Source organism: Paenibacillus sp. JSM ZJ436 (genome assembly GCF_044383795.1).
Taxonomy (GTDB): domain Bacteria; phylum Bacillota; class Bacilli; order Paenibacillales; family Paenibacillaceae; genus Paenibacillus_AQ; species Paenibacillus_AQ algicola.
Genome location: NZ_JBISEO010000016.1, coordinates 35,971 through 57,681, shown reverse-complemented (window position 1 = coordinate 57,681; position 21,711 = coordinate 35,971). Strand labels below are relative to the sequence as shown.

The following is a 21,711-nucleotide window of genomic DNA, read 5'->3' as shown; positions in this document are numbered from 1 at the left end:
GGACAGCACATGGATAGCATTACAGGAAGCGGGGCCCCGCAGCGCCAGCCGGCAAGCTTTGTCATGAAGTGCGGCGGCAGTACGCTGGCTGCGCTTCCGGACAATTTTTTTGAGGACTTAAGGTTGCTGCAGGAGCAGGGGAACCAGCCGGTCATCGTGCATGGCGGGGGTCCTGCCATCTCGGGGAACCTGGAGCGGCTCGGCATTGAGACAGAGTTCGTCAACGGACTGCGCAGAACGACGGAGGACGTTCTGGACGTGGTTGAAATGGTGCTGGCCGGCAGCATTAACAAGCAGATTGTGCGGCGCATACAGGCGGCAGGCGGCAGGGCGCTGGGACTGTCAGGCTCGGACGGCGGCCTCATTCAGGCAAGGCCGGTAGACAACAGCGCGGAGGTCGGATTTGTCGGTGAGGTTACCGAGGTCCGGTCCAACATCATCTCCGGCATTCTGGACCTGGGCTATATGCCGGTCATTGCCCCGATCGGGGTGGATGAGTCCGGACAGCGGTATAACATTAACGCCGACACAGCCGCAGGGGCCGTCGCCTCTTTTCTCGGAGCAGCCCGAATGATTGTCGTGACGGATGTCCCAGGAATCATGAAGGACAGCGGCAGCGGCAAGGCCGTACTCCCGGCGGTTACGGTTCAGGAGATTGATGAGATGATTGCATCTGGCGAAATATACGGCGGCATGATTCCGAAGGTGAAGGCAGCGGTCAGCTGCATTCACGGTCAGGTTCAAGAGGTCGTCATTGTGGACGGCAGTGTGCCGGGAATTTTGAGCCGGGTATTGTCCGGCGAAGAGATCGGTACGCGTATCGTTCAGCCTAAATAAAACCAAGATGGGATAAGGAGCGTGACAAGCATGGCCAAGGAACAGCAGCCACAAGCAGCACAGCAAGGAGAGGCGGGATTAAGCCCGCTTTTTCCGACGTATGCAAGATACCCGATCAGCCTGGTCAAGGGTGAAGGAAGCTGGCTGTGGGATGATCAAGGGAATAAATATCTCGACTTTATGTGCGGCCTGGCGGTCACGAACCTCGGCCATGCTCCGAAGCAGGTGAAGGAGAAGCTGAAGGCTCAGCTCGATGAGCTGTGGCATGTGTCGAACCTGTTCCACATTCCGGGACAGGAGAAGGCGGCAGCGCTGCTGACGCAGCATACCTGTGCAGACGCGGTGTTCTTCTGCAACAGCGGAGCTGAGGCGAACGAAGCGGCCATCAAGCTGGCACGCCGGTATCATCAAAAGGTGCTGGGCAACGGGCGTTTCGAGATCATCACCTTTACCCAGTCCTTCCATGGCAGAACCCTCGCCACCCTGACCGCAACCGGACAGGACAAGGTGAAGGAAGGCTTCCTTCCGCTGCCAGCCGGCTTCAAGACGGTTCCTTTGCATGATGTAAAAGCGCTCGAGAGCGCCATCACCTCCTCCACTGCCGCCATCATGATCGAGATGGTTCAGGCGGAGGGCGGCGTGTATCCGGTTGATCCGGCTTTCGTTAAAGCCATTCAGGAGCTTTGCCAGAAGCACGGCCTGCTGCTCATCGTCGATGAGGTGCAGACGGGCATGGGGCGTACGGGCAAGCTGTTCGCGCATGAGCATTACGGGCTGCAGCCTGATATTTTTACCTCGGCCAAGGGCCTGGGCTCGGGCTTCCCGGTCGGTGCCATGCTGGGCAAAGGATATTTGCGTGAAGCTTTTGCTGCCGGCAGCCACGGCTCAACCTTCGGCGGAACGCCGATGTCCATGGCGGTGGTGCAGGCTACCCTCGAGACGATGGTGGAGGAGAACGTGCCGCAGCGCGCAGCTGAAAGCGGACAATATCTCGTAGCGCGGCTTCATGAGGAGCTGGGCGGACACTCTTTTGTTAAAGATATTCGCGGCAAGGGGCTGCTGATCGGGATTGAATGTGCGGACGCAGTAGGAGAGATTGTGCTGGAAGGTCAGCGCCGGGGCCTGCTGTTCGTAACGGCAGGACCGAATGTGATCCGCCTGCTGCCTAATCTGCTTGTAAGCAAGGAAGAGATCGATCAGGCGGTCAGCCTCTTAGCAGAGCTGATTCAAGAGCACACCGCGGTAAAATCCTTGTAACAGGGGCAGCCTGGGGCATGTCATGTTACAATAGACTATAAAGCTAAAGGAAGCAGAGAAGGAGGCAGCTGCATGAGCGTGAACGGACAGGTACAGCCCATGACGTTAAAAGGGCGCGATATGATCGAGCTCGACGACTATACCCCGGAGGAAATTCAGTATTTACTGGATTTCGCCATCGAGCTGAAGCGCAAGCAGAAGAACGGTGAAGTGTTTGAGCCGCTGAAGGGAAAGACGATCGGATTGATTTTTGAGAAATCGTCCACACGGACACGGGTTTCGTTTGAAGCCGGCATGTTCCAGCTGGGCGGACACGCTTTGTTCCTCAGCAAGAATGACATCCAGCTGGGACGCGGTGAGCCGATCAGCGATACGGCGCAGGTGATGTCCCGTTATCTGGACGGCATCATGATCCGGACCTTCGGTCATGACAATGTGGTCAATCTGGCGCGCTACGCCTCCATTCCGGTCATCAACGGCTTGAGCGATGCCGCTCACCCTTGTCAGGTGCTGGCAGATCTGCAGACGATTCTGGAGCACAAGGGCAAGCTCGCCGGTCTCAAAATGACGTATATCGGCGATGGCAACAACATGGCCCACTCGCTGCTGATCGGCGGTGCCAAGATGGGCATGCATGTCGCTGTGGCGAGCCCTGAAGGGTATGCGCCGGATGAGCGTATTGTGGAACTGAGCAAGAGCATCGCGCAGGAAACCGGAGGACAAATTACGATCACTCATCATCCCCTGGAAGCGGCGCAGGATGCGGATGTCATCTATACGGATGTTTGGGCCAGCATGGGCTTTGAAGAGGAGCAGAAGCAGCGTGAGGCGGCTTTTGCCGACTATCAGGTGAATGAGGAGCTGGTCAAGGCGGCGAAGCCGGACTATCTGTTCCTGCACTGCCTGCCGGCGCACCGCGGCGAAGAGGTCAGCGAGGGCGTAATTGACGGCGGCAACTCGGTGATTTTTGACCAGGCGGAGAACCGTCTGCATGCACAAAAAGCATTGATGGCCGCGCTGATGGCGGATTGATTCCCGCGAAACCAACCTATAGAAATCCGGGTATGACAGGCATAACATCTGCGCCCGGCAAGAGAGGACGTTAAATTCATGGCAAAACCTAAAATTGTGCTCGCCTACTCCGGCGGGCTGGATACCTCCATTATTTTGAAATGGCTGAAAGAAACCTATGATGCAGAAATTATCGCCTTTACGGCAGACATCGGGCAAAAGGAAGAGCTCGACGGCCTGGAGGAAAAAGCGCTCGCTACGGGAGCTTCTAAAGTGTACATCGACGATCTGCGCGAAGAATTTGCTCAGGATTTCATCTATCCGATGTTTCAGTCCGGGGCTCTCTATGAAGGACAATACCTGCTGGGCACAAGCATTGCCCGTCCGCTGATCGCGAAGCGGATGGTGGATATTGCGCGCGCTGAAGGCGCAACTGCTATTGCCCATGGCGCTACCGGCAAAGGCAATGACCAGGTGCGCTTTGAGCTGGGTGTGGCCGGACTGGCACCGGATATCGAGGTGATTGCACCTTGGCGTCTGGAGGAGTTCCGCAATCAGTTCCCGGGCCGCGCCGAGATGATCGCTTATGCGGAGGAGCATGGCATTCCGGTAACGGCATCCGCAGCGAAATCGTATTCGATGGACCGCAATCTGCTGCATATCAGCTACGAAAGTGGCGTGCTGGAGGATCCTTGGTTCGACGCCAGCGCGGACGAGAGCAAGGATATGTACCTGCTCAGCGTGTCGCCGGAGGATGCGCCGGATCAAGCGGAATATCTGGAGCTGGAGTTTGAAAAAGGTAACTGCGTAGCGCTCAACGGAGAATCCATGAACCCGCTGCAGGTGATGGAGAAGCTGAACGAGCTCGGCGGCAAGCATGGCATTGGCCGCGTAGACATGGTAGAGAACCGCTTTGTAGGCATGAAGAGCCGCGGCGTCTACGAGACTCCGGGCGGCAGCATTCTGTTCACGGCTCACCGCAAGATCGAGTCTATCACGATGGACCGTGAGGTCATGAACCTGCGCGACAGCCTGATTACCCGCTACAGCACCCTGGTGTACAATGGCTTCTGGTTCGCACCGGAGCGTGAAGCACTGCAGGCGCTGGTGACGGAGAGTCAGAAGAATGTCAGCGGCACCGTGCGCGTGAAGCTGTATAAAGGCAATGTGATTTCTGCGGGCGTCAAGAGCCCGGTAAGCCTGTACAACCCGGATATCGCTACCATGGAAGCCGATCCGACACAGGCCTATGACCAAGGCGATGCGACTGGCTTTATCCGCTTGAACGCACTGCGCTTGAAGGTCGCATCCGGCGTTAGCCAGAACAACTAAAGCCTGCCATCCGGCGTGACCGGCAGCAGCAATATAACCAAAACCAGGCGAAGGCCGTTTCAAGCAAGAACCTCTTCTTTTCTCAGGCTGGCCTGAGAGGAGAAGGCGGGCGCTGGAGACGGCCCTCTGCCTTAACGAGAGAGGGGCAGCAGTGTGAGCAAGTTATGGGGAGGCCGTTTTACGAAGCAGACGAATGCCCTGGTGGAGCAGTATACCGCATCCATCGGGTTTGATCAGCAGCTGGCGGAGGAGGACATTCAGGGCAGTCTGGCTCATGTCACCATGCTCGGCCGATGCGGGATTGTGCCGCAAGAGGATGTAGAAAGTATTAAGGCAGGCCTGAACAAGGTGCTGGAGAAGATCCGCAAGGGTGAAGTGGAGTTCTCGGTGTCGGATGAGGACATTCACATGAATATTGAGAAGAACCTGATCCAGGAGGTAGGAGCCGTCGGCGGGAAGCTGCATACGGGACGCAGCCGGAATGACCAGGTGGCGACCGACATGCATTTGTACTTGCGCAACCGGGTCGTTGCTTTGACAGGGATGCTGTACGAGCTGCAAACGGCGCTGATTGGACAGGCCAAGAGCAATCTCGATACGATCATTCCAGGCTATACTCATCTTCAGCGGGCGCAGCCCATCTTGTTCGCCCATCATCTGATGGCTTACGTATCCATGTTCCAGCGTGATATCGACCGCCTGATCGACAGCTACAAGCGGATTAATATTCTTCCGCTGGGCGCAGGAGCGCTGGCAGGCACGACGTTCCCGATTGACCGCCACTTTGTAGCCGAGCAGCTCGGGTTTGACGGGGTGTATGAGAACAGCCTGGATGCCGTTAGTGACCGGGATTTCATTCTGGAATTCCTGTCCGGCGCCTCCATGATTATGATGCATTTATCCCGTCTCAGCGAGGAGCTGGTGCTGTGGAGCAGCACGGAGTTTAACTTCGTGGAGCTGGATGATGCGTTTTGTACCGGCAGCAGCATCATGCCGCAGAAGAAGAACCCGGACGTGCCTGAATTGGTGCGGGGCAAGACCGGCCGGGTCTACGGCAACCTGATGGGGCTGCTTACGGTGCTGAAATCCCTGCCTCTTGCGTACAACAAGGATATGCAGGAGGACAAAGAAGGCATGTTTGATACCGTGGCTACGCTGGAGGGAGCGCTGCAGCTGTTCGCTCCGATGATTGCGACCATGAAGGTGAACAAGGGCCGCATGCGCGAAGCCGTCAACACCGACTTCTCCAACGCGACCGACATTGCTGACTTCCTGGTTGGCAAAGGTCTGCCTTTCCGCCAGGCGCATGAGGTTATCGGCAAAACGGTGCTGTACTGCATTCAGAACGACAAGTTCCTGCTGGACCTGAAGCTGGAAGAGTTCCAGCAGTTCTCGCCGCTGTTTGATGACAGCATTTACGAGGTGCTTCAGCCGGAGACGGTGGTGGATGCGCGGAACGTGTACGGAGGGACCGCATCGGTACAGGTTGAGGCCGCGATCGGCCGAGCCGAGGCGACTCTTGCAAAAGCTGCCGAGTGGATTGAGCAGCATTCCTGATAGTTCGGATAACGATAAAAGGCCGTTTCCTTCGGATCTAGTGATCCTGGGAAGCGGCCTTTTGGCGGTTCAAAAGGTCGTGACACCGTTCTGTTCTGCCCCGCCGCGCGCGCAAATCATGCTCAGGTTGGCTGAGATAGGGGCAGCCAGTTCAGCACGTTCTGGATGTACTGATCCCAGAGCCCCCAATCGTGTCCGCCGGGCCCTTCCTCATAGGTCAGCTCCAGCGAGGTTTGGCGGCAGGCTGCCAGAAACGTAAGGTTATCCTGGTAGAGGAAATCCTCGGTGCCGCAGTATTGATACAGCTTCGGTTTAGGCCCCTCGGTGGACTCTAACGATTGAAGCAGCGCCAGCAGATCATCGTCACTGCCGGCTACGGGGCGCTCACCCCAGATGAGCCTCCGATCCTCCTCAATGCCCTCACTCACAAAGTGCCCGGAAATATCGAGCGCGCCAGAGAGGCTGGCGGCGGCCGCGAACAGATCCGGTCTGCGCAGACCCAGCTTGAAGGCACCGTAGCCGCCCATCGACAGGCCGGCGACGAAGGTGTCCTCGCGGCGTTCCGACAGCGGAAAGAAGGAGCGGGCAAGTGCCGGCAGCTCCTCACTGATAAACGTCCAGTACTTGCCGCCATACTCCATATCCGTATAGAAGCTGCGGTGCACCTGCGGCATGATCACAGCAAGACCCAAGGAAGCGGCGTAGCGCTCGATGGAGGTGCGGCGAAGCCAGATGGAGTCGTCATCGGATAGTCCATGCAGCAGAAAAAGCACAGGATGGCGCCGGGAAGCAGCCCGGCTCTCCATGCCGATCTGTCCGTTGGTCGTATTTTGAGGAATAATGGCATGCATGGAGGTGCTTAGTCCCAGCGTTTCAGAGAAAAAATGACATTGCATCAGTGCCATATAAACACTCCTTTATGTGCTGTGTTAAGTGATCCTGCTATGATCATAGCATATGCGTATCGAAGGAGGCATCTGGTCTATAAATCTCCTGATATCAGACAGGTTTCTTCTTGCCGCCTGCCAAATCAAGGAATATAATAGGTAGGAATAATAGATCATGAACGGTGCAAATATGAAAGCGCGGTGAAGGGAGCGGAGGCTTGATGAAGAAGGCGTTTCAGAAGGAGCAGGGCTTTAGCCTGCTTGAGGTACTGGCTGCGATCGTCATCTTGTCGATCATCTCTCTGGTACTAACGTCATATTTTACGAATGCGTTATCCTACTCGAAGTCCAACCAGAACCGGACCGTGATGGTCAATTTGGCGAGGAACGCGCTTTTTTATATGGAGAAGCAGAATTTTGCAAGTATTAAGGACTTGCTCCTGCAGGAGCAGCAGAGCGGCTTGTCGCCTTCCATCCAGGGAAGCCGCTGTAGCAGTACGCAGCAATGCGCCTACACCGGTGTGTTCCTGAACCCCGAGGTGCTGCCAGAGGTGCTGAATCCGGTCGTCAACAATATCCAGTATGAGCTGGAAATTATGTATCAGGAAGAGCTGCATGAAGAGATGAAGCAGGGCAAGGTGCCAGGTACCGAGGAAAGTACAGAGGAACGGAAGGTCCAGATGGCTAAGTATTTGCTGCCGCTGCAGGTGAAGGTGACAGGGCCGGGTGGACCGAAGGGCAGTATGGTAGAAACCATTGTGGAGGGATACATATCGGATGAGAAAATTCGTTGACCTGTGGCGGCGCCAGCATGGCTTCACCGTCATTGAGCTCATTGCTGCCATTGCTGTATTTTCCCTCGTAGCGGGGCTCATTTCAACCGTCACGATCATGGGCTTCAACCAGTACAACCGGATCTCCCTTGAGAACTCGCTGCGCGAAGAAGGCGACATCATTATGTCGGCTGTCATGACGGAGCTGTACACCTTTGCGCCGGACACGATTGTAGATATTCAGGACCGCAGCGGTATTCTTCTTCAAAAAGGCGAGGGCAGCACTTTACAGCAGCGCCGGATTGAGATCGCAGGCGGGAGCTTGAGTATAGGACAGGTTGATCCCCTGTCGGTAAGTGACGCTGCTAATCCTTACGACATCCAGGCGGACTTAAGCGGCTCCGTCATTGAGGCCACGTCTGCTGACGGGCGGATCTGTGGAACCGAGGCTACCTGTGCCAGCGGGCTGATTAACATCCGCTTGAATCTGAGCCGTACGGTGAAGGGTGATGAAGGCGGATTAGAGCTGGAAAGTAAATTTGGATTTTAGGAGGCTTTGGACATATGTCGGATCCCAAGAAGAAGCCGCGGCTCCGAAACGCAGACATGAGCCGGACAAAGATACCGCAGCAGGGTGATTTCTGCAGCCTGCACAGGGAGATCAAGCTCGCTGATGAGCGCGGCTCGGCTCTGGTGCTGGTCATGTTCATTGCACTGCTGTTCACGCTTCTGGGCGTCACGGTGCTCAGTGCGACCGTTGGGGGTGCCCAGCGGACCGAGACGCGCAAGAATGAGGTTCAGAGCCTCCATCTGGCAGAGAAAACCTTAGAGGAAACGATTGCTTACATGACGGCAGAGCTGGAGGGCATCGTCAAGGATAGTAGGCATGAAGCTCAGGGAGTTCTGGAGCAGGATATTGATACCTATCTCCAAACCCTGCGGCAGGGCACAGAGCAGCTTTCGGTCAGCACGGAGCTCACTCGTGCCGACGGGCGGATTCTGGATATTTCCTATGAGCGGGTCTCTGCGGCAGGTCAGCCGTCCAGCTATATCGTAAATCTGACGGCAGAGGCGATGGTGAACGGCGTCAAGCGGGAGCTGGTGCAGGAGATCACGTTCGATACTTATCCGGATTTCCTGAAATATACGCTGGGCTCGGAAGGCAATGTTATTCTGAATGGCTCACCGCAGATCCGGGGCAATATTTATGCAGGTAAAGGCCTGTACATTAATGATCTGGCGGAGTACCTGTATCAGTCGTCGGAGTTAAAGAGAATGCCGTCTTCTCCCTTTGAGCTGCAGGGGGAGGCCCATGTTCAATCTCTGGATGGGATGGAATATACCCGCAACGGCCGGACATGGACAGCGGCGGAGCTGGACCGGGAAGGGGTTTCCTGGACTGGTGTCATTCCTCTGGATCAGATTCTGATCAAGAATCAGCGCAAGTTCGTCCAAATCAATGTACGGGAATCCTTTACTGATAAAGTGGTGGAGTCGATCGGGGCTCCAGCCGGCGGCGATAGTCTCTGGCAAAATGTCAGTGGTCGCCTGAACGGCGGCCTGACAGAGCTGCTTGAGCAGCATCCGGCATTTTATGATGTCCCGGAGCAGCTTCCGCTTAAGCCGGAAGTGCCGGAGTATCCGGAAGGGTCAGACCCGAACGCTGAAGGACTGAGTGAGGAAGAGGCTCTGCGCATGAGAGAGAGTATAGAGCAATGGAGTACGTACCGGGAGGGCATCCAGCGCTTTACCCGACCGGCGCGTTCACTGGCGTATGAGGGCGATGTAGTCTTCGACGGTGTCGAGCTCACGGGCATTGAAGCCGGAGGTGCAAATGCCTGGTATGTCGTGGAGGGCAATGTCAAGATCGATAACTTCAGCGATCAGCCGCTGCGGATTGCTGCCAACATGCTCATTACAGGCAGGTTAGAAATACGCGGCAATGTGGAGCTGGATTCTACCATTTTTGTACTGGGAGCGGCGCAGAACGGAACCTCCACCTTGGTGGAAGACGCGTCCATCAGCGGGCTGGGTGTCATTATGTCCGAGGGACCGATCCTTGTGAACCGTCATGACGCGTTTCAGGATACAGTTCGTCCGTTGAACGCGTTCTTCTATACAGATGCTTCGGCGGAGCTGTACGGAGTGGGCTCGATCTTTTCGCTCAAGGGCGGGTTTTTCGCGAAGGGCGACCTCACGGTAAACGCGATCCGGGGACGTGCTACGGCGGGCAGCGGAGATATTGACGTGGATCTATCCAGCGAACTGATCCGCTTCCAGGCCGAGTATGACAGTGAGGTTTATCTGAAGCAAGCCGATGGACTGCCGCGAGTCAACCAGATTAGTGTAAAGGCAGGTAACTTGAGACTGAAGTAAAGAATAGGTCCAGCTATGCAATCAGGAATGAGATAACAGAAAGCGATGCCCCGGGATGCTGGGACATCGCTTTTTTTTCTGTCAGGTTCCCGGCAGCTTCTCATGGTCATCACAAGCTCAGGCATTCGCAGCGTAATGCTTGGAGCCTGTCCCAAGCATGAAAAGGGCCTTGCCCAGGGTTCATTAAGAATCCTGGGCAAGGCCCTTTGGCTTATGCAGTATGACACGCTGCGATCAGCGCTAGTTACTGCCTAGTAACGATCGCCGCTGACGGTTTCGTTAACCTTTACGGTTCCCGTTGCGGTGAGCGTTCTGCCTTCAAAAGAGTAGGTTACTGTAATTTTGGCGACGCCCTTCTTCTTGCCGGAGACCATACCGTTAGAAGCATCAACGGTGGCCACATCCGGATTGTCACTTTCCCAGCGTAGATAGCCCTGCAGGAGCGTTCTCGGGAAGTCCGCCGGACGAGTACGTAGGTTGCTGTCATACATATTCAGCGTCCCGCCTTGATTCAGGACAGCATCCGTCAAATACAGACCTTCCAGCACCGGCACGATCTTCAGCTGATGAAGTGCGGTCAGATTATCCTGATCCCAGCCGGTGGAAGCCCGAATGGTAATGGCTTCATTCGGTCTCAGGCCTGTGACGGTGACTGTTGAGCCATCTGCGGAAGGCGTCAGTCTGGCGTAGCTGCCGCCGTCACCTTCCAATGTCCACTGGAAGCCGGTCTCATCGGCGTCGTAAGGCTCTGTCAGCAGGACGAGGGTAGCCTCAGCACCTACCGGAATACTGGCTGGACCGTTAATATAAATGGCATCCAGGCGCTGTTGAATGGTAACCGTATGCTCGGCCGTCGCCGCTCCCTGCGGGAACCGGTTCGTCAGCACTGTAACCATGATCGTGACCTCGCCCTTTCGGAGAGGGACTACCTCAACCAGGCTTGGATCCTGCGGGTTCGTGACCAGCCGGACCATATCAGACAGGTTCTGCCCGTTCACCGGCTTTACACTCCAGACATAGCCGGTTACCGTCTCATTGGCGGTAACATAGGTTGCTTCCAGCGAGAAGGTCTCCCGGGTAAATGCCGTGTCTGGGCCGGAAATGCTGAGATCGCGGTTAATTACGCGAATCTCTACCGCCTTCCGGATGCCGCTTCCGTCAGTGGCTGCCGCTGTAACTTTTGCGGTGCCTGCCTTCAGGCCGGTCACCAGACCCTCGCTGTTCACAGTAACAATATCCGTGCGGTTGGAGGACCAGGTCAGCTGCTTCTGATCGGCATCCTCCGGCAGTACTACCGGCGTCAGCTTATGCTCTGTACCGCTCAGGATAGTTGTACCCTCCATCTGAATCGCGGTCACCTTCACGACAGCCCGGAAGATCAGCTCCGGGAACACCGTGGATACTCTTGGCCGCGGAGCAGCCGGGTCCTCCTTCGGAGGATTCGACGGGCTGGCGCCAGGGACGGACAGTACGCCTTCAAACGGCCGAAGATGAATATGGTGTCCGCTTCCGTCGGTCATAGACCGGACAACGACCGTGCCAAATACTTTCCCATGCAGCTTGTAATCTGCAAGCGGAGCCAGAATCGAGCCTTTGACACTGATTGAAGAAGTATTCAGCGATACGGCGTCCGGGAAATGGAACAGAACATGTCCTTCGTCCACGCCTTTAAGCTCCAGGCCCCCGCTCATCTTCGCAGAGGTGCCCGTGACATTGATTAAGACCGTAGAGTCGGCAGGCGCGTCGATCACCAGCTTATGGGAGCGTTCCAGCTCCTGTGCCGTCAGGGTGAAAACATTCAAATCACTCCGGGTTCCTGTAAGGTTGATACTACAGGTCGGGTTGTTCCAGCATTGAATGACCGGCGCTGCCGTAGGTGTTAGAGCCGCTGCTGCTTGCGATATACGCTGTACAGCTTGTGTGGCTGCTTCAAAATCCACAGGCTGGTCCTGAACCAGCTTCGGCTTTAAATACTCCGGAACCGTGGCGGTACCGCCATAAGCTCCTTTACCATTATGAATCGTGCCCCCGTTCAGCGTCATATTCCCGCCGGCAATGAGGGTATAACGATTGGCAGAATTATAATCCAGCTGATCCCCTACGGAGAAATTGTTCAGGTTCATATCGCCGCCAGCGGCAATCCGGCCTTCATTCGAAAATCCGGAGCTTGTAATCCATACATTCTCCAGCGCGAACACGGTATAATCCTTACCAATGCCTAGCGCTGATCGCGGAGCGGGGTCCTCCTCAAAGGGCTGAGGAGCCTCTTCCGGCTGCTCCTTCAGAGAATCCGGAAGATGAATGTCCTCGTAATCAATCCGCGAATTGTTGAGCAGATAAATGCCTTTGACGGTCGGGCGCATGCTCAGGTCAAACACAATCTGCTGCCGTTCCAGAGGCTCATACGATTTCACTCCATTGCTTTCCTTCAGCTCATATACAATGTCACCGAGCGCATACTTCACCGTGTATCCGGCAGACAGGCTTCCGCTGGACTCTGCACCTGCCGGAAGCTGAATGATGTCCAGACCCGGCGGGAACTGCTCTTCGTATCGGATGTCAGAGATGATGAGCTGCTGCTTGCCCTGCTCGCTAAGCTCAATGTCCATGTAAGGAATCGGCTTAGGCGTAATGGTATATGTGATGCCGACTTCTTCACCCCGGCGGACCTCATTGTTGATCACATTGGAGGAGAGGGTGCGTGACGTTTCCAGATTGATGCTGACCTTCTCGATCTGCACCTCAATGGTCTTGGTCGTCATGGCGCCCTGCTTGTCCCACGCGGAGATTTCAATCTCCAGCTTGCCGCCCTCTGGCAGTGGATTCTTGATGCTGTGGGTGAAGGTCTTGCCTGACTGAATTTGCTGATTATCTACCTTCAGCGAGTCCAGCGGCTGGCCATTGCCTTTAAAAGTAATAGCTGTAGTCAGGTCCTTGTCCTTCCAATCCCAGTCATCCACGGTGTAGCTAATGACAAGATCCTGCAAGTATGACGGCTTGGTGCTCTGGTGCTCCGGCGTCAGTACTGTAATCTCAGGGGCATGGTTGGAACCGGTAAAGGCCCGGTACATCGTATTGACGAACAGCCGCTGCTCCCAGTCCGGGAAGGTCTGCACGTGACCGGTACCGGAGTAAGTGACATTGCCCTTGGAATAGGTGTAGTAATGGTTCCAGCTGTCGTTCACGTCCCGCTGGCTGCCTGAAATGTTATACCACGGAATGACGCTCTCATCATTCAGGTCCAGAGTAAAGTACTGGTTGTGCGTCGTAGCAATTTCCAGCACCTTTTTGCCGCCGGAGGAATCACTCAGGTCAAAAGGATACTGCGTCAGCAGTCCTTCGTTGACCGGCACAACGACTTTGGACGTGTTGGGTGCGCTAAGACCGAGATTCGTTTCGGGCTCGATCTGCCCGGTGATCGCTTGAAAACGGTTCGTCCACTCACTTTGCGTCTTGCTGCGGTAGATCGTATCATGCGTAAACATCGCACTCTGCTTCGTCTTCGTAATAAACTCCTCAACGCCCTGAGCCGCTTCGGCGCTGATCGGGGCGACCGTGTTATACACATCGGCAAAGCCGAAGATCAGCATGTCATATGTTCCGTTCAGGCCATAGCTACCGTTCTCCTTGCGCTTGTTCTTCACATAATCGTTGAACTGGTTGATCGTCTTAACCTCAACGTTCAGCTCATAGTCTGTGCCGGACAGGTAGCTTTGCTTCATCACGGTTGATTTCTTGAGGCTGCTTTTGTCGGTATTCGGCATGACCTGCAAAATGCTAACGACCGTCTTTTTGCCGCGATACCGGATCGTGCCGGTCTCATAATCCTTCAGCTGATTCGGATTGAGCCGATCGACGATTTCCAGCTTCCAATACAGCAGTCCGGAGTAGGTCTTCGGCAGCTTGTACCGGATTTCGCCTCCCGTGCCCTGGGTTAGGTTCGTGGTAGCGACAATCTGATCCTTGTCCATCTTGGTCGATTTATCCACCGTCATGTAGAGATTAGCCGTAACCGGTCTGGTTTTGAAATCGCTGATGTTCGGGGCCTGGATCTGAAATACCAGCTCATCGCCGGTGTTGTACACATGGGCTGGATTGACTTCGTAATCGATCAGACTGCCCTTGTTGGCTAATGCCAGCTGTGGGCGCTGCTTCATCCCCGCAATATAGGGGGAGTTGCCGGTCTGCAGTCCGGCAGCAAAGTCGGTGAGTTGCGTGCTGTTCAGAAACACGACATTCGGCTTTGGGCTCTCGCTGCGGTAGGTATTGAAATACTGATACAGGTTTCCGCGCTCATTCACCTTTTGTCTGTCGAACGGATCGGTAGAGAAGAAGACATACAGTCCCTTCTGGATGTACAAGTCTACGATCTGCTGCGCCTTCAGTGGCGTGATGTCATTCATCACCGTCGTCGTGTTGTGGTTCCTACCGTTGACCGGGAGGGTGCTGTAGAGGCCTTTACCGATGTAAATAGCATCGTACTTGCCATCGAGATCCTCGCGGAGAGACACGAATCGCTTCATGCTCATCGTATCGACCTGGATACTTCCGTTCTTGTTCAGTTTTAGGTCTGAGGTCCCAGTATCTGTGATTTCCAGCAGAGAAATCGTGTAGCCGTCACTGTTGGCATTGGCTTTGCTGGTGAAGTCCCGAATCAGCACCATGACCAGCAATGCGAGAATGAACAGACCGGCTGCGTAAAATCCTTGTTTGACGGTGAGTCTCATGCTCTGGATCGCCCCTTAAATAAATAAAATAAATAGGTATGTCAGACTATGAAAATATGAAAAATCTTACATGGATGCACTAACATATCATTGTAAAATATACCAAGGTGTGATATATATCATTCTAGGTCAAAACACATATGTATTCAATACGAAAACGTGAAATATTTGCCAGTCTTAATAACTAGAATCATTAGATTTTCTAAATAATGTGAAACTTGGTTTAGGGCTGGCGAAGCAAGAGCATTTTGTCGATCAAACGTAGATTCCAAAGACAGAAATTCCGGATCAAACCTGGGATGGAGTGATAAGATGGCCATTGTAAAAAAACGGCTCGGTGACCTGCTGGTGGAGAACGGCGTCATTTCCGAGGAACAGCTGCAGGAAGCGCTTCTGGAGCAACGCCAGAGCAAGAAGCGGCTCGGTGACCTGCTAATCACTCAAGGATACATCACAGAGCAGCAGCTGATTGAGGTGCTGGAATTCCAGCTGGGCATTCCCCACGTGAACCTTTTTAAATTCAATATTGACTCGCATATTACGCAAATTATTCCCGAGAGTCTGGCTAAGCGCCATCAGGTGCTTCCTTTTGCAAAAGAAGGCGGCAAGCTAATGGTGGCGATGGCAGACCCGCTTGATTATTTTGCCATTGAGGATTTGCGGATGACGACCGGCTTCCGGATCGAGCCTGCAATTTCTTCCCGGGATGAGCTGCAGCGCGCGATTGCAAGACATTACGGCCTGAGAGATTCCATGAGCCAGATGATGGTTGAGATGCCAAGTGAGGATGAGTTTGAGGAGACCGAGATTACGGATGAGACCTCCCCGATCGTCCGGCTGGTCAATCAGATGATTCAGCAGGCTGTGCAGCTTCGCGCTTCCGATATTCATGTTGATCCCGGCGAGAACAATCTTTCCATCCGCTATCGTATTGACGGCACGCTGAAGACGGAGCGGATGATTCCGAAGCAGATGCAGGGCTTTATCACGGCCAGACTGAAGATTATGGCGCGACTGAACATTGCCGAGCGGCGGCTTCCGCAGGATGGACGGATCAAAATGCAGTTCGATTACCGCATGATTGATATCCGCGTGTCCACCCTGCCGACCATGCACGGGGAGAAAATCGTACTCCGGCTGCTGGATCTGACGACCGGCGTACAGCCGCTGGAGCGTCTGGGCTTTAGTGAGCACAATCTGAAGGCGTTCCGCAGTATGATCGAGCGGCCATATGGTATTTTGCTCATTACAGGACCGACGGGAAGCGGCAAGACGACAACGCTGTATTCAGCCTTGCACCATCTGAATGACGAAGATGTGAATATTATTACGGTAGAGGATCCGGTGGAATATCAGCTGGAAGGCATCAATCAGGTCCATGTGAGTCCTGGCATCGGGCTGACCTTTGCGGCCGGCCTGCGCTCGATTCTCCGGCAGGATCCCAATATTGTCATGGTAGGGGAGATTCGGGACAGCGAAACCGCGGAAATGGCCGTACGTGCTTCATTGACTGGCCACCTTGTGCTATCGACACTACATACGAATGATGCGATCAGCACCGTTGTGCGGCTGCGGGATATGGGAATTGAGCCTTTTCTGATCGCTTCCTCCCTGCTAGGAGTTGTGGCCCAGCGTCTCGTCCGCAAAATTTGTACCGAGTGCAAGACCAGCTACTCCCCGCCGGAGCAGGAGCTGATCCTTTTAAAACGATATGGTGTTCATGTCGATACATTATATAGAGGAAACGGCTGCGGCTATTGCAACAATACCGGCTACCGGGGCCGGATTGCGATTCATGAGATTATGTCTGTCGATGACCGGCTTGCCGAGCTGATCGCCAGCTCCGCTACGATTGAGGAGATGCGTCAGGCGGCCCGCGCCAACGGACTGATTCACTTAATGAAGGATGGCATCATGAAGGTGGCGGATGGAATCACCACGATGCAGGAGGTCATGCGGGAATCCGTTTCACACTAGCTGGGGAGGCGCTTATGGAAGAAATAACATCCACATTCCGGAACATACGCCTGCTGCTGGAGCATACGTTCCAGGCGGGAGCCTCGGACCTTCATGTGTCTGTGCAGTCTCCGCCCATGCTGAGAGTGGACGGCGCGCTGCGGCCGATTGGCGGACCGCCGGTCGGCATTCAGGAAGCCGAGGATATGGCGCAGGAGCTGTTAGGAAGCGGCCGCTATGCCGAGTTTGATGACAGAGGCGATTATGATTTCGCGTATGCGCTGAATCCAGAGGTTCGCTTCCGGGTCAATATTTACCGCCAGCGGGGAAGGGTCAGCATTGCTGCCCGCGCAATTCCGGTAGAGGTTCCGACGCTCGGACAGCTGGGCTTGCCGTCCTTGCTGTCAACGCTCGCCGGCCGCCCGCAGGGTCTGGTCCTGGTAACAGGTCCAACGGGGAGCGGGAAGTCGTCCACCCTGGCAGCGATGATCCAGCAGCTGAACCAGAGTGAACGCAAGCATATCGTTACGCTGGAGGATCCCATTGAATATCTTCACGGACATGGCAGCTGCCTGATTGATCAGCGGGAGATCGGAAGTGACACGCGCAGCTTCGCGACAGGTCTTCGGGCCGCGCTGCGGCAGGACCCCGATGTGATTCTGGTCGGTGAAATGCGCGATCCCGAAACCATTGCCGCGGCCGTCACGGCGGCTGAAACCGGACATCTTGTGCTGTCAACGCTGCATACGAGCGATGCGCCGGGTACGATCGAGCGGATTATTGATGTGTTTCCGGCGGAGCAGCAGAACCAGATTCGCTCCCAGCTGGCCTCGGTGCTGGCGGGAGTCATCAGTCAGCGGCTGTTTCCGAAAGCCGAGGGCCGGGGAAGAGTGTGTGCAACAGAGATTCTGATCAATACGCCGGCGGTGGCCAACCTGATTCGCAGTGATAAATGCCACCAGATTCGGAACACGATGCAGACCGGAAGGGCTCTGGGCATGCACACCCTGGACATGTCGATTCAAGATTACTTAAGAAGCGGGCAGATTCATCCTGCCGCTGCAAAAGCTTATCTCACGGAGGTGACCAGCTGATGCAGCAATTTGAGTATCAGGTCAAGACAGGTAACGGACGGATGCTGAAGGGCAAGCTGAGCGCAGCGGACAAGCCGTCTGCCATGGAGGAGCTGAGAAGACGGGGGCTGACGGTGTTTTCCCTGGTGGAGACCCGGCAAAGCATTCTCTCCATGGAGATTTACATCGGCAACCCCGTCAAAACCGTTCATTTTATTATTTATTGCCGTCAGTTTGCTACCCTGATCCGGGCCGGTGTATCCATTGTGGATGCTACCCGGATTCTGGCGGAGCAGACGGACAGCAAGCCGCTGCGAAAAGCGCTGATGGATGTCGGCACCAGCCTGCTTCGCGGCGTGGCCTTCTCCCAGGCGGTGCAGGAGCACCGGAAGGTATTTCCGGGGCTGTTTATCAGCATGATCCGGGCGGGAGAGGAATCCGGTGATCTGGAGGGAACGCTAGACCGGCTGGCACTGTATTACGAGAAGCAGCATGCCACTACAGAGAAGATCAAGTCGGCGCTGACGTATCCCATTACGGTAGGTCTCATGGCGATTGCCGCCGTGGTGTATCTCCTGTGGGCCATCGTGCCGCAGTTTGTGACCATGTTCGAGTCGATGAATGCGGAGCTGCCGGCCGTAACCAAGGTCGTGCTGGCGCTGAGCGAAAGCATTCAGAACCGCTGGTATTACTGGATGCTGGGGCTATTGCTGCTCATCGTGCTGTACCAGGTGTTTAAGCGGACTGAGCGCGGGGCGTACCTGCTTGATTACGCCAAGCTCAAAATGCCGATCTTCGGCAAGCTGAACCAAAAAGGCTCCATCGCGCAGTTTACCCGGACCTTTGCGTCGCTTTATGCCAGCTCGGTGCCGGTTCTGCAGTCTCTCTCCATCGTTGAGGAGGTTGCCGGAAACCGCGTCATCGGCGCAGCGATCCGCAGCGCGGGAGACTCCCTGCGCCAGGGCAAGCCGCTCTCCGAGCCGCTCAAAAAGGCCTGGGTATTCCCGCCGCTCGTCACCCAAATGATCGCGATCGGCGAAGAAACCGGAGCCCTCGACCAGATGCTCTCCAAAATCGCCGATTTCTACGAAATGGACGTCGAGAACACCGTCGACCGCCTGAAATCCCTGCTGGAGCCGCTGCTCATCGCTTTTCTGGCCGGGATCGTCGGCCTCATCGTAGCAGCCATCATGCTCCCGATGTTCAGCATGTACGGTAATTTGTAGCGAAACAGGTGTGGCTTCTCTGAAGCTGTGTAACCGGTAAGCGGTTGTGAAGGCGGGCTGTGTTGAGTTCTTATGAGAAGCAGCTACTAGACTCACATGTAAGGCATCTCGTACACAGCAGTGCGCATCTATCTATAATAGATCTGCCTGCTCGGCCTCGCGCTCGTGTGAAGCATTAAAGCACAATACGGATTCCAGCGTTACCCTTGTTTTCGTTCACTAGCGTTTCACTAACCACGTATATCAGATTAATTTTCATGATATAAAACGAACCATTCTTAGGAGGAATGTAACATGTTAACCAAAGCACTCAAAGCAAGACAAGCTCGCCTGCAAGGCGAAAAAGGCTTCACCCTGATCGAGCTCCTCGCCGTTATCGTCATCCTGGGCATCATCGCCGTTATCGCCATTCCGCTCATCGGCAACATCATCGACAACTCCAAGGAAGACTCCGACGTAGCCACCGCGCGCCAGCTGTATGACGCAGCACGGTTGTATGTGATTGGTGAGGAAAATGGTGTGTTCGCTAATGCTGATGTGACTCTTGCAGAACTAAAAGATAAAAAATATGTTGAAGACAATATCGCTCTGCCGAGCTCTAAAAAAGTTTTAACTTCTGCAACCGTTGCATTTGATGCTAATGGATCTTTAGAAAGTGTAACCATCGCGCCTGCACCAAAAGGAAGCACTGATGGAGCATATACTGCTGATGAAGTGCTTCAAGTAGATACTACAACTCCAAATTCAGATAATGATAATCAGTAATTTTAAGAATTCAGCAACCAAGTCCGCCGAAGTTGATCCAAGCGAAGGCGGCCCTACCCCCACCCCCAACCTAATGGGGTGGGCGGCTTGCTGGGCATACCCAGCGGAGGGGGCGGAATCGTACTGGAGAAACAAAGTGTCCGCCTTTATCTTTGGATTTCACCATCTACAAGTTCTATCAGGAAATCCAAAGATAACAGCGGTCGGAAGAGCGATCCGCACACGAAGCGGTCACCAATGGCCGAAGGCGATCCGCACACGGAGCGGCCACTAGTGGCCGGAGGCCATCGGCACACGAAGTGGCCACCAACGAGCAAAGACCATCGGCGCGAGGCAATCACCAGCGCCGCAGGCTCCAGCGACAGCAATCATCAACGACTAGCACTCTAGCGTAAGTTTGCACGGCATGCCCTGAGCACACATGTGCATGTCAGATTGCCAATGCGCAGATCCTCAGCACAGATCAGCCGCCGCTTGCGCGCTAACGGTTGCCACAAGCGCTAAACCTTTCATATTTAGCTGGCATCTATTCTAACGGTTGCCACAAGAGTTATTTTAGACATTTCAGCAATAATCGGCGCTAATTCACAATATAAGTGTTGTCACAACCGTTAGAATTATCTTACCTGTCATTTGGCACAATTAGGCACTCTAGCAACCGTTAGAAGTAGTCAGAGTCCGATAAATGTAGGCAGACGTACTAGATGCTTGACTTGTCCCTGTCTGCCGAAGCTAATCCAAGCGAAGGCAGTCCTCCCCCCACCCCCAACCTAATGGGGTGGGCGGCTTGCTGGGCATACCCAGCGGAGGGGGCGGAATCGCACTGGAGAAACGAAGTGTCCGCCTTTATCTTTGGATTTCACCATCTACAAGTTCTATCAGGAAATCCAAAGATAACAGCGGTCGGAAGAGCGATCCGCACACGAAGCGGCCACCAAAGGCCATCGGCACACGAAGCGGCCACCAGCGGCCGAAGGCCATCGGCACACGAAGCGGCCACCAGCGGCCGGAGGCCATCGGCACACGAAGCGGCCACCAGCGGCCGAAGGCCCTCAGCGCCAAGCAACCCTGCGCCGCAGGCCACCAGCGCCTCAACAACAGCACCAATATCACCAGCGCCAAAACCAAAGCAACCGCCCACACCATACCAAACCAAGGAGCATCCCAACCCATGCCCACCCTGATCATTACATACCTGTTCCTGCTGGGCCTGGCCCTGGGTTCGTTCTACAATGTCGTTGCCCTGCGGGTTCCTGCCGGGCAATCTGTCATTCATCCCCCTTCGCGGTGCGGGAGCTGCGGAACAAGGCTGCGTACACGGGACCTGATTCCCGTGTTCAGCTGGCTGCTGGCCAAAGGGCGCTGCCGACACTGCGGAGTACCGGTATCCTGGCTATACCCGTTGGGAGAAGCCGCGACAGGACTGTTGTTTGTGTGGACATACCTGCGGTTTGGCTTAAGTGGTGAAGGGATGCTGGGACTGCTGCTGGCAAGCCTTGCGGTTATCGTGACGATCTCGGATTTGCACAGCATGCTGGTACCGAACAAGGTGCTATTAGCATTCCTGCCGCTGCTCGCGGCGATGACCTTCAGCGTAACGGATCAGCCATGGTGGAGCCACGTTCTGGGGGCGGTGGCCGGCGGCGGTATTCTTCTGGTGCTGGTACTGCTGGGCGGCATGGGGATGGGCGACGCCAAGCTGTTCGCATTGTTTGGCGGAGTGATCGGATTTCCCGGTGTGATATTGGCTTTTTTGGCAGCATGCCTGCTGGGGACGCTCATCGGAGGTGGATTGCGGCTGGCCGGCAGCATCGGGCGCAGGCAGCCCATCCCCTTCGCACCTTGTCTTGCAGCAGGAACACTGCTGACATGGGGCTACGGCTCACAGATCATTAGCGGGTATCTCTCGCTCATCGGTTAGGAGGAACAAACGC

Annotated in this window: 16 protein-coding genes; 13 read left to right on the top strand and 3 right to left on the bottom strand. The window is 55.1% G+C overall.

Annotation, left to right across the window (positions count from 1 at the left end; genetic code table 11):
• Positions 1-9: 9 nt before the first annotated feature.
• From argB to argH, 5 genes are all read left to right on the top strand, one after another.
• The gene (gene argB, locus ACH6EH_RS16745; protein ID WP_208203910.1) at positions 10-837 is read left to right on the top strand and encodes an acetylglutamate kinase; all 828 of its coding nucleotides are present in this window, start codon (positions 10-12) and stop codon (positions 835-837) included.
• Positions 838-867: 30 nt separating this feature from the next.
• The gene (locus tag ACH6EH_RS16740; protein ID WP_397333173.1) at positions 868-2,094 is read left to right on the top strand and encodes an acetylornithine transaminase; all 1,227 of its coding nucleotides are present in this window, start codon (positions 868-870) and stop codon (positions 2,092-2,094) included.
• A 72-nt stretch (positions 2,095-2,166) separates the two neighbouring features.
• On the top strand, positions 2,167-3,126 hold the full coding sequence (gene argF, locus ACH6EH_RS16735) for an ornithine carbamoyltransferase (protein WP_138227239.1): 960 nt from the start codon (positions 2,167-2,169) through the stop codon (positions 3,124-3,126).
• Positions 3,127-3,204: 78 nt separating this feature from the next.
• Positions 3,205-4,437: an argininosuccinate synthase gene (locus ACH6EH_RS16730; RefSeq protein ID WP_397333172.1), complete on the top strand. Its 1,233-nt coding sequence runs from the start codon at positions 3,205-3,207 to the stop codon at positions 4,435-4,437.
• A gap of 153 nt (positions 4,438-4,590) precedes the next feature.
• Positions 4,591-5,994, top strand: coding sequence for an argininosuccinate lyase (gene argH, locus ACH6EH_RS16725; RefSeq protein WP_208203908.1), 1,404 nt, complete (start codon positions 4,591-4,593; stop codon positions 5,992-5,994).
• Positions 5,995-6,116: 122 nt separating this feature from the next.
• Here argH and ACH6EH_RS16720 read toward each other — a convergent pair whose 3' ends face one another.
• On the bottom strand, positions 6,117-6,899 hold the full coding sequence (locus ACH6EH_RS16720) for an alpha/beta hydrolase (protein ID WP_397333171.1): 783 nt from the start codon (positions 6,897-6,899) through the stop codon (positions 6,117-6,119).
• A gap of 203 nt (positions 6,900-7,102) precedes the next feature.
• On the opposite strand from ACH6EH_RS16720, the gene ACH6EH_RS16715 reads away from it, so the two are divergent.
• From ACH6EH_RS16715 to ACH6EH_RS16705, 3 genes are read left to right on the top strand one after another with little or no spacing between them, the layout of a single operon-like run.
• A complete protein-coding gene (locus tag ACH6EH_RS16715; protein ID WP_397333170.1) occupies positions 7,103-7,675 on the top strand; it encodes a type IV pilus modification PilV family protein in 573 nt (190 codons plus the stop codon).
• Positions 7,659-8,204 (top strand): type II secretion system protein, encoded by a 546-nt coding sequence (locus ACH6EH_RS16710; RefSeq protein ID WP_138227234.1) that lies wholly within the window; start codon positions 7,659-7,661, stop codon positions 8,202-8,204. The genes ACH6EH_RS16715 and ACH6EH_RS16710 overlap by 17 nt, the downstream gene beginning before the upstream one ends.
• A gap of 14 nt (positions 8,205-8,218) precedes the next feature.
• Positions 8,219-10,030, top strand: a complete 1,812-nt coding sequence (locus ACH6EH_RS16705) for a hypothetical protein (protein ID WP_397333169.1) — start codon at positions 8,219-8,221, stop codon at positions 10,028-10,030.
• Between the two features lie 251 nt (positions 10,031-10,281).
• Here the strand turns inward: ACH6EH_RS16705 and ACH6EH_RS16700 are convergent, their stop codons facing one another.
• The gene (locus ACH6EH_RS16700) at positions 10,282-14,757 is read right to left on the bottom strand and encodes a collagen-binding domain-containing protein (protein ID WP_397333168.1); all 4,476 of its coding nucleotides are present in this window, start codon (positions 14,755-14,757) and stop codon (positions 10,282-10,284) included.
• 312 nt (positions 14,758-15,069) lie between these two features.
• Between ACH6EH_RS16700 and ACH6EH_RS16695 the strand changes: the two genes are divergently transcribed.
• The 4 genes from ACH6EH_RS16695 to ACH6EH_RS16680 all read left to right on the top strand — a co-directional run bounded on the left by ACH6EH_RS16695 (position 15,070) and on the right by ACH6EH_RS16680 (position 19,777).
• The gene (locus ACH6EH_RS16695) at positions 15,070-16,734 is read left to right on the top strand and encodes a GspE/PulE family protein (protein ID WP_138227231.1); all 1,665 of its coding nucleotides are present in this window, start codon (positions 15,070-15,072) and stop codon (positions 16,732-16,734) included.
• Positions 16,735-16,748: 14 nt separating this feature from the next.
• On the top strand, positions 16,749-17,807 hold the full coding sequence (locus ACH6EH_RS16690; protein WP_208203903.1) for a type IV pilus twitching motility protein PilT: 1,059 nt from the start codon (positions 16,749-16,751) through the stop codon (positions 17,805-17,807).
• Positions 17,807-19,012: a type II secretion system F family protein gene (locus ACH6EH_RS16685; RefSeq protein ID WP_138227229.1), complete on the top strand. Its 1,206-nt coding sequence runs from the start codon at positions 17,807-17,809 to the stop codon at positions 19,010-19,012. Before ACH6EH_RS16690 ends, ACH6EH_RS16685 begins: the two co-directional genes overlap by 1 nt.
• 294 nt (positions 19,013-19,306) lie before the next feature.
• Positions 19,307-19,777 carry a type II secretion system protein gene (locus ACH6EH_RS16680; protein WP_397333167.1) on the top strand — a complete coding sequence of 157 codons (471 nt, stop codon included), beginning with the start codon at positions 19,307-19,309 and terminating at the stop codon, positions 19,775-19,777.
• Positions 19,778-20,623: 846 nt separating this feature from the next.
• On the opposite strand, the gene ACH6EH_RS16675 is transcribed toward ACH6EH_RS16680, so the two are convergent.
• Entirely contained in the window at positions 20,624-20,923 is a 300-nt protein-coding gene (locus ACH6EH_RS16675; RefSeq protein WP_397333166.1) for a hypothetical protein, read from the bottom strand.
• Between the two features lie 25 nt (positions 20,924-20,948).
• On the opposite strand from ACH6EH_RS16675, the gene ACH6EH_RS16670 reads away from it, so the two are divergent.
• Complete coding sequence (locus tag ACH6EH_RS16670; RefSeq protein WP_208203942.1) at positions 20,949-21,698, top strand: prepilin peptidase; 750 nt, start codon at positions 20,949-20,951, stop codon at positions 21,696-21,698.
• Positions 21,699-21,711: the final 13 nt, after the last annotated feature.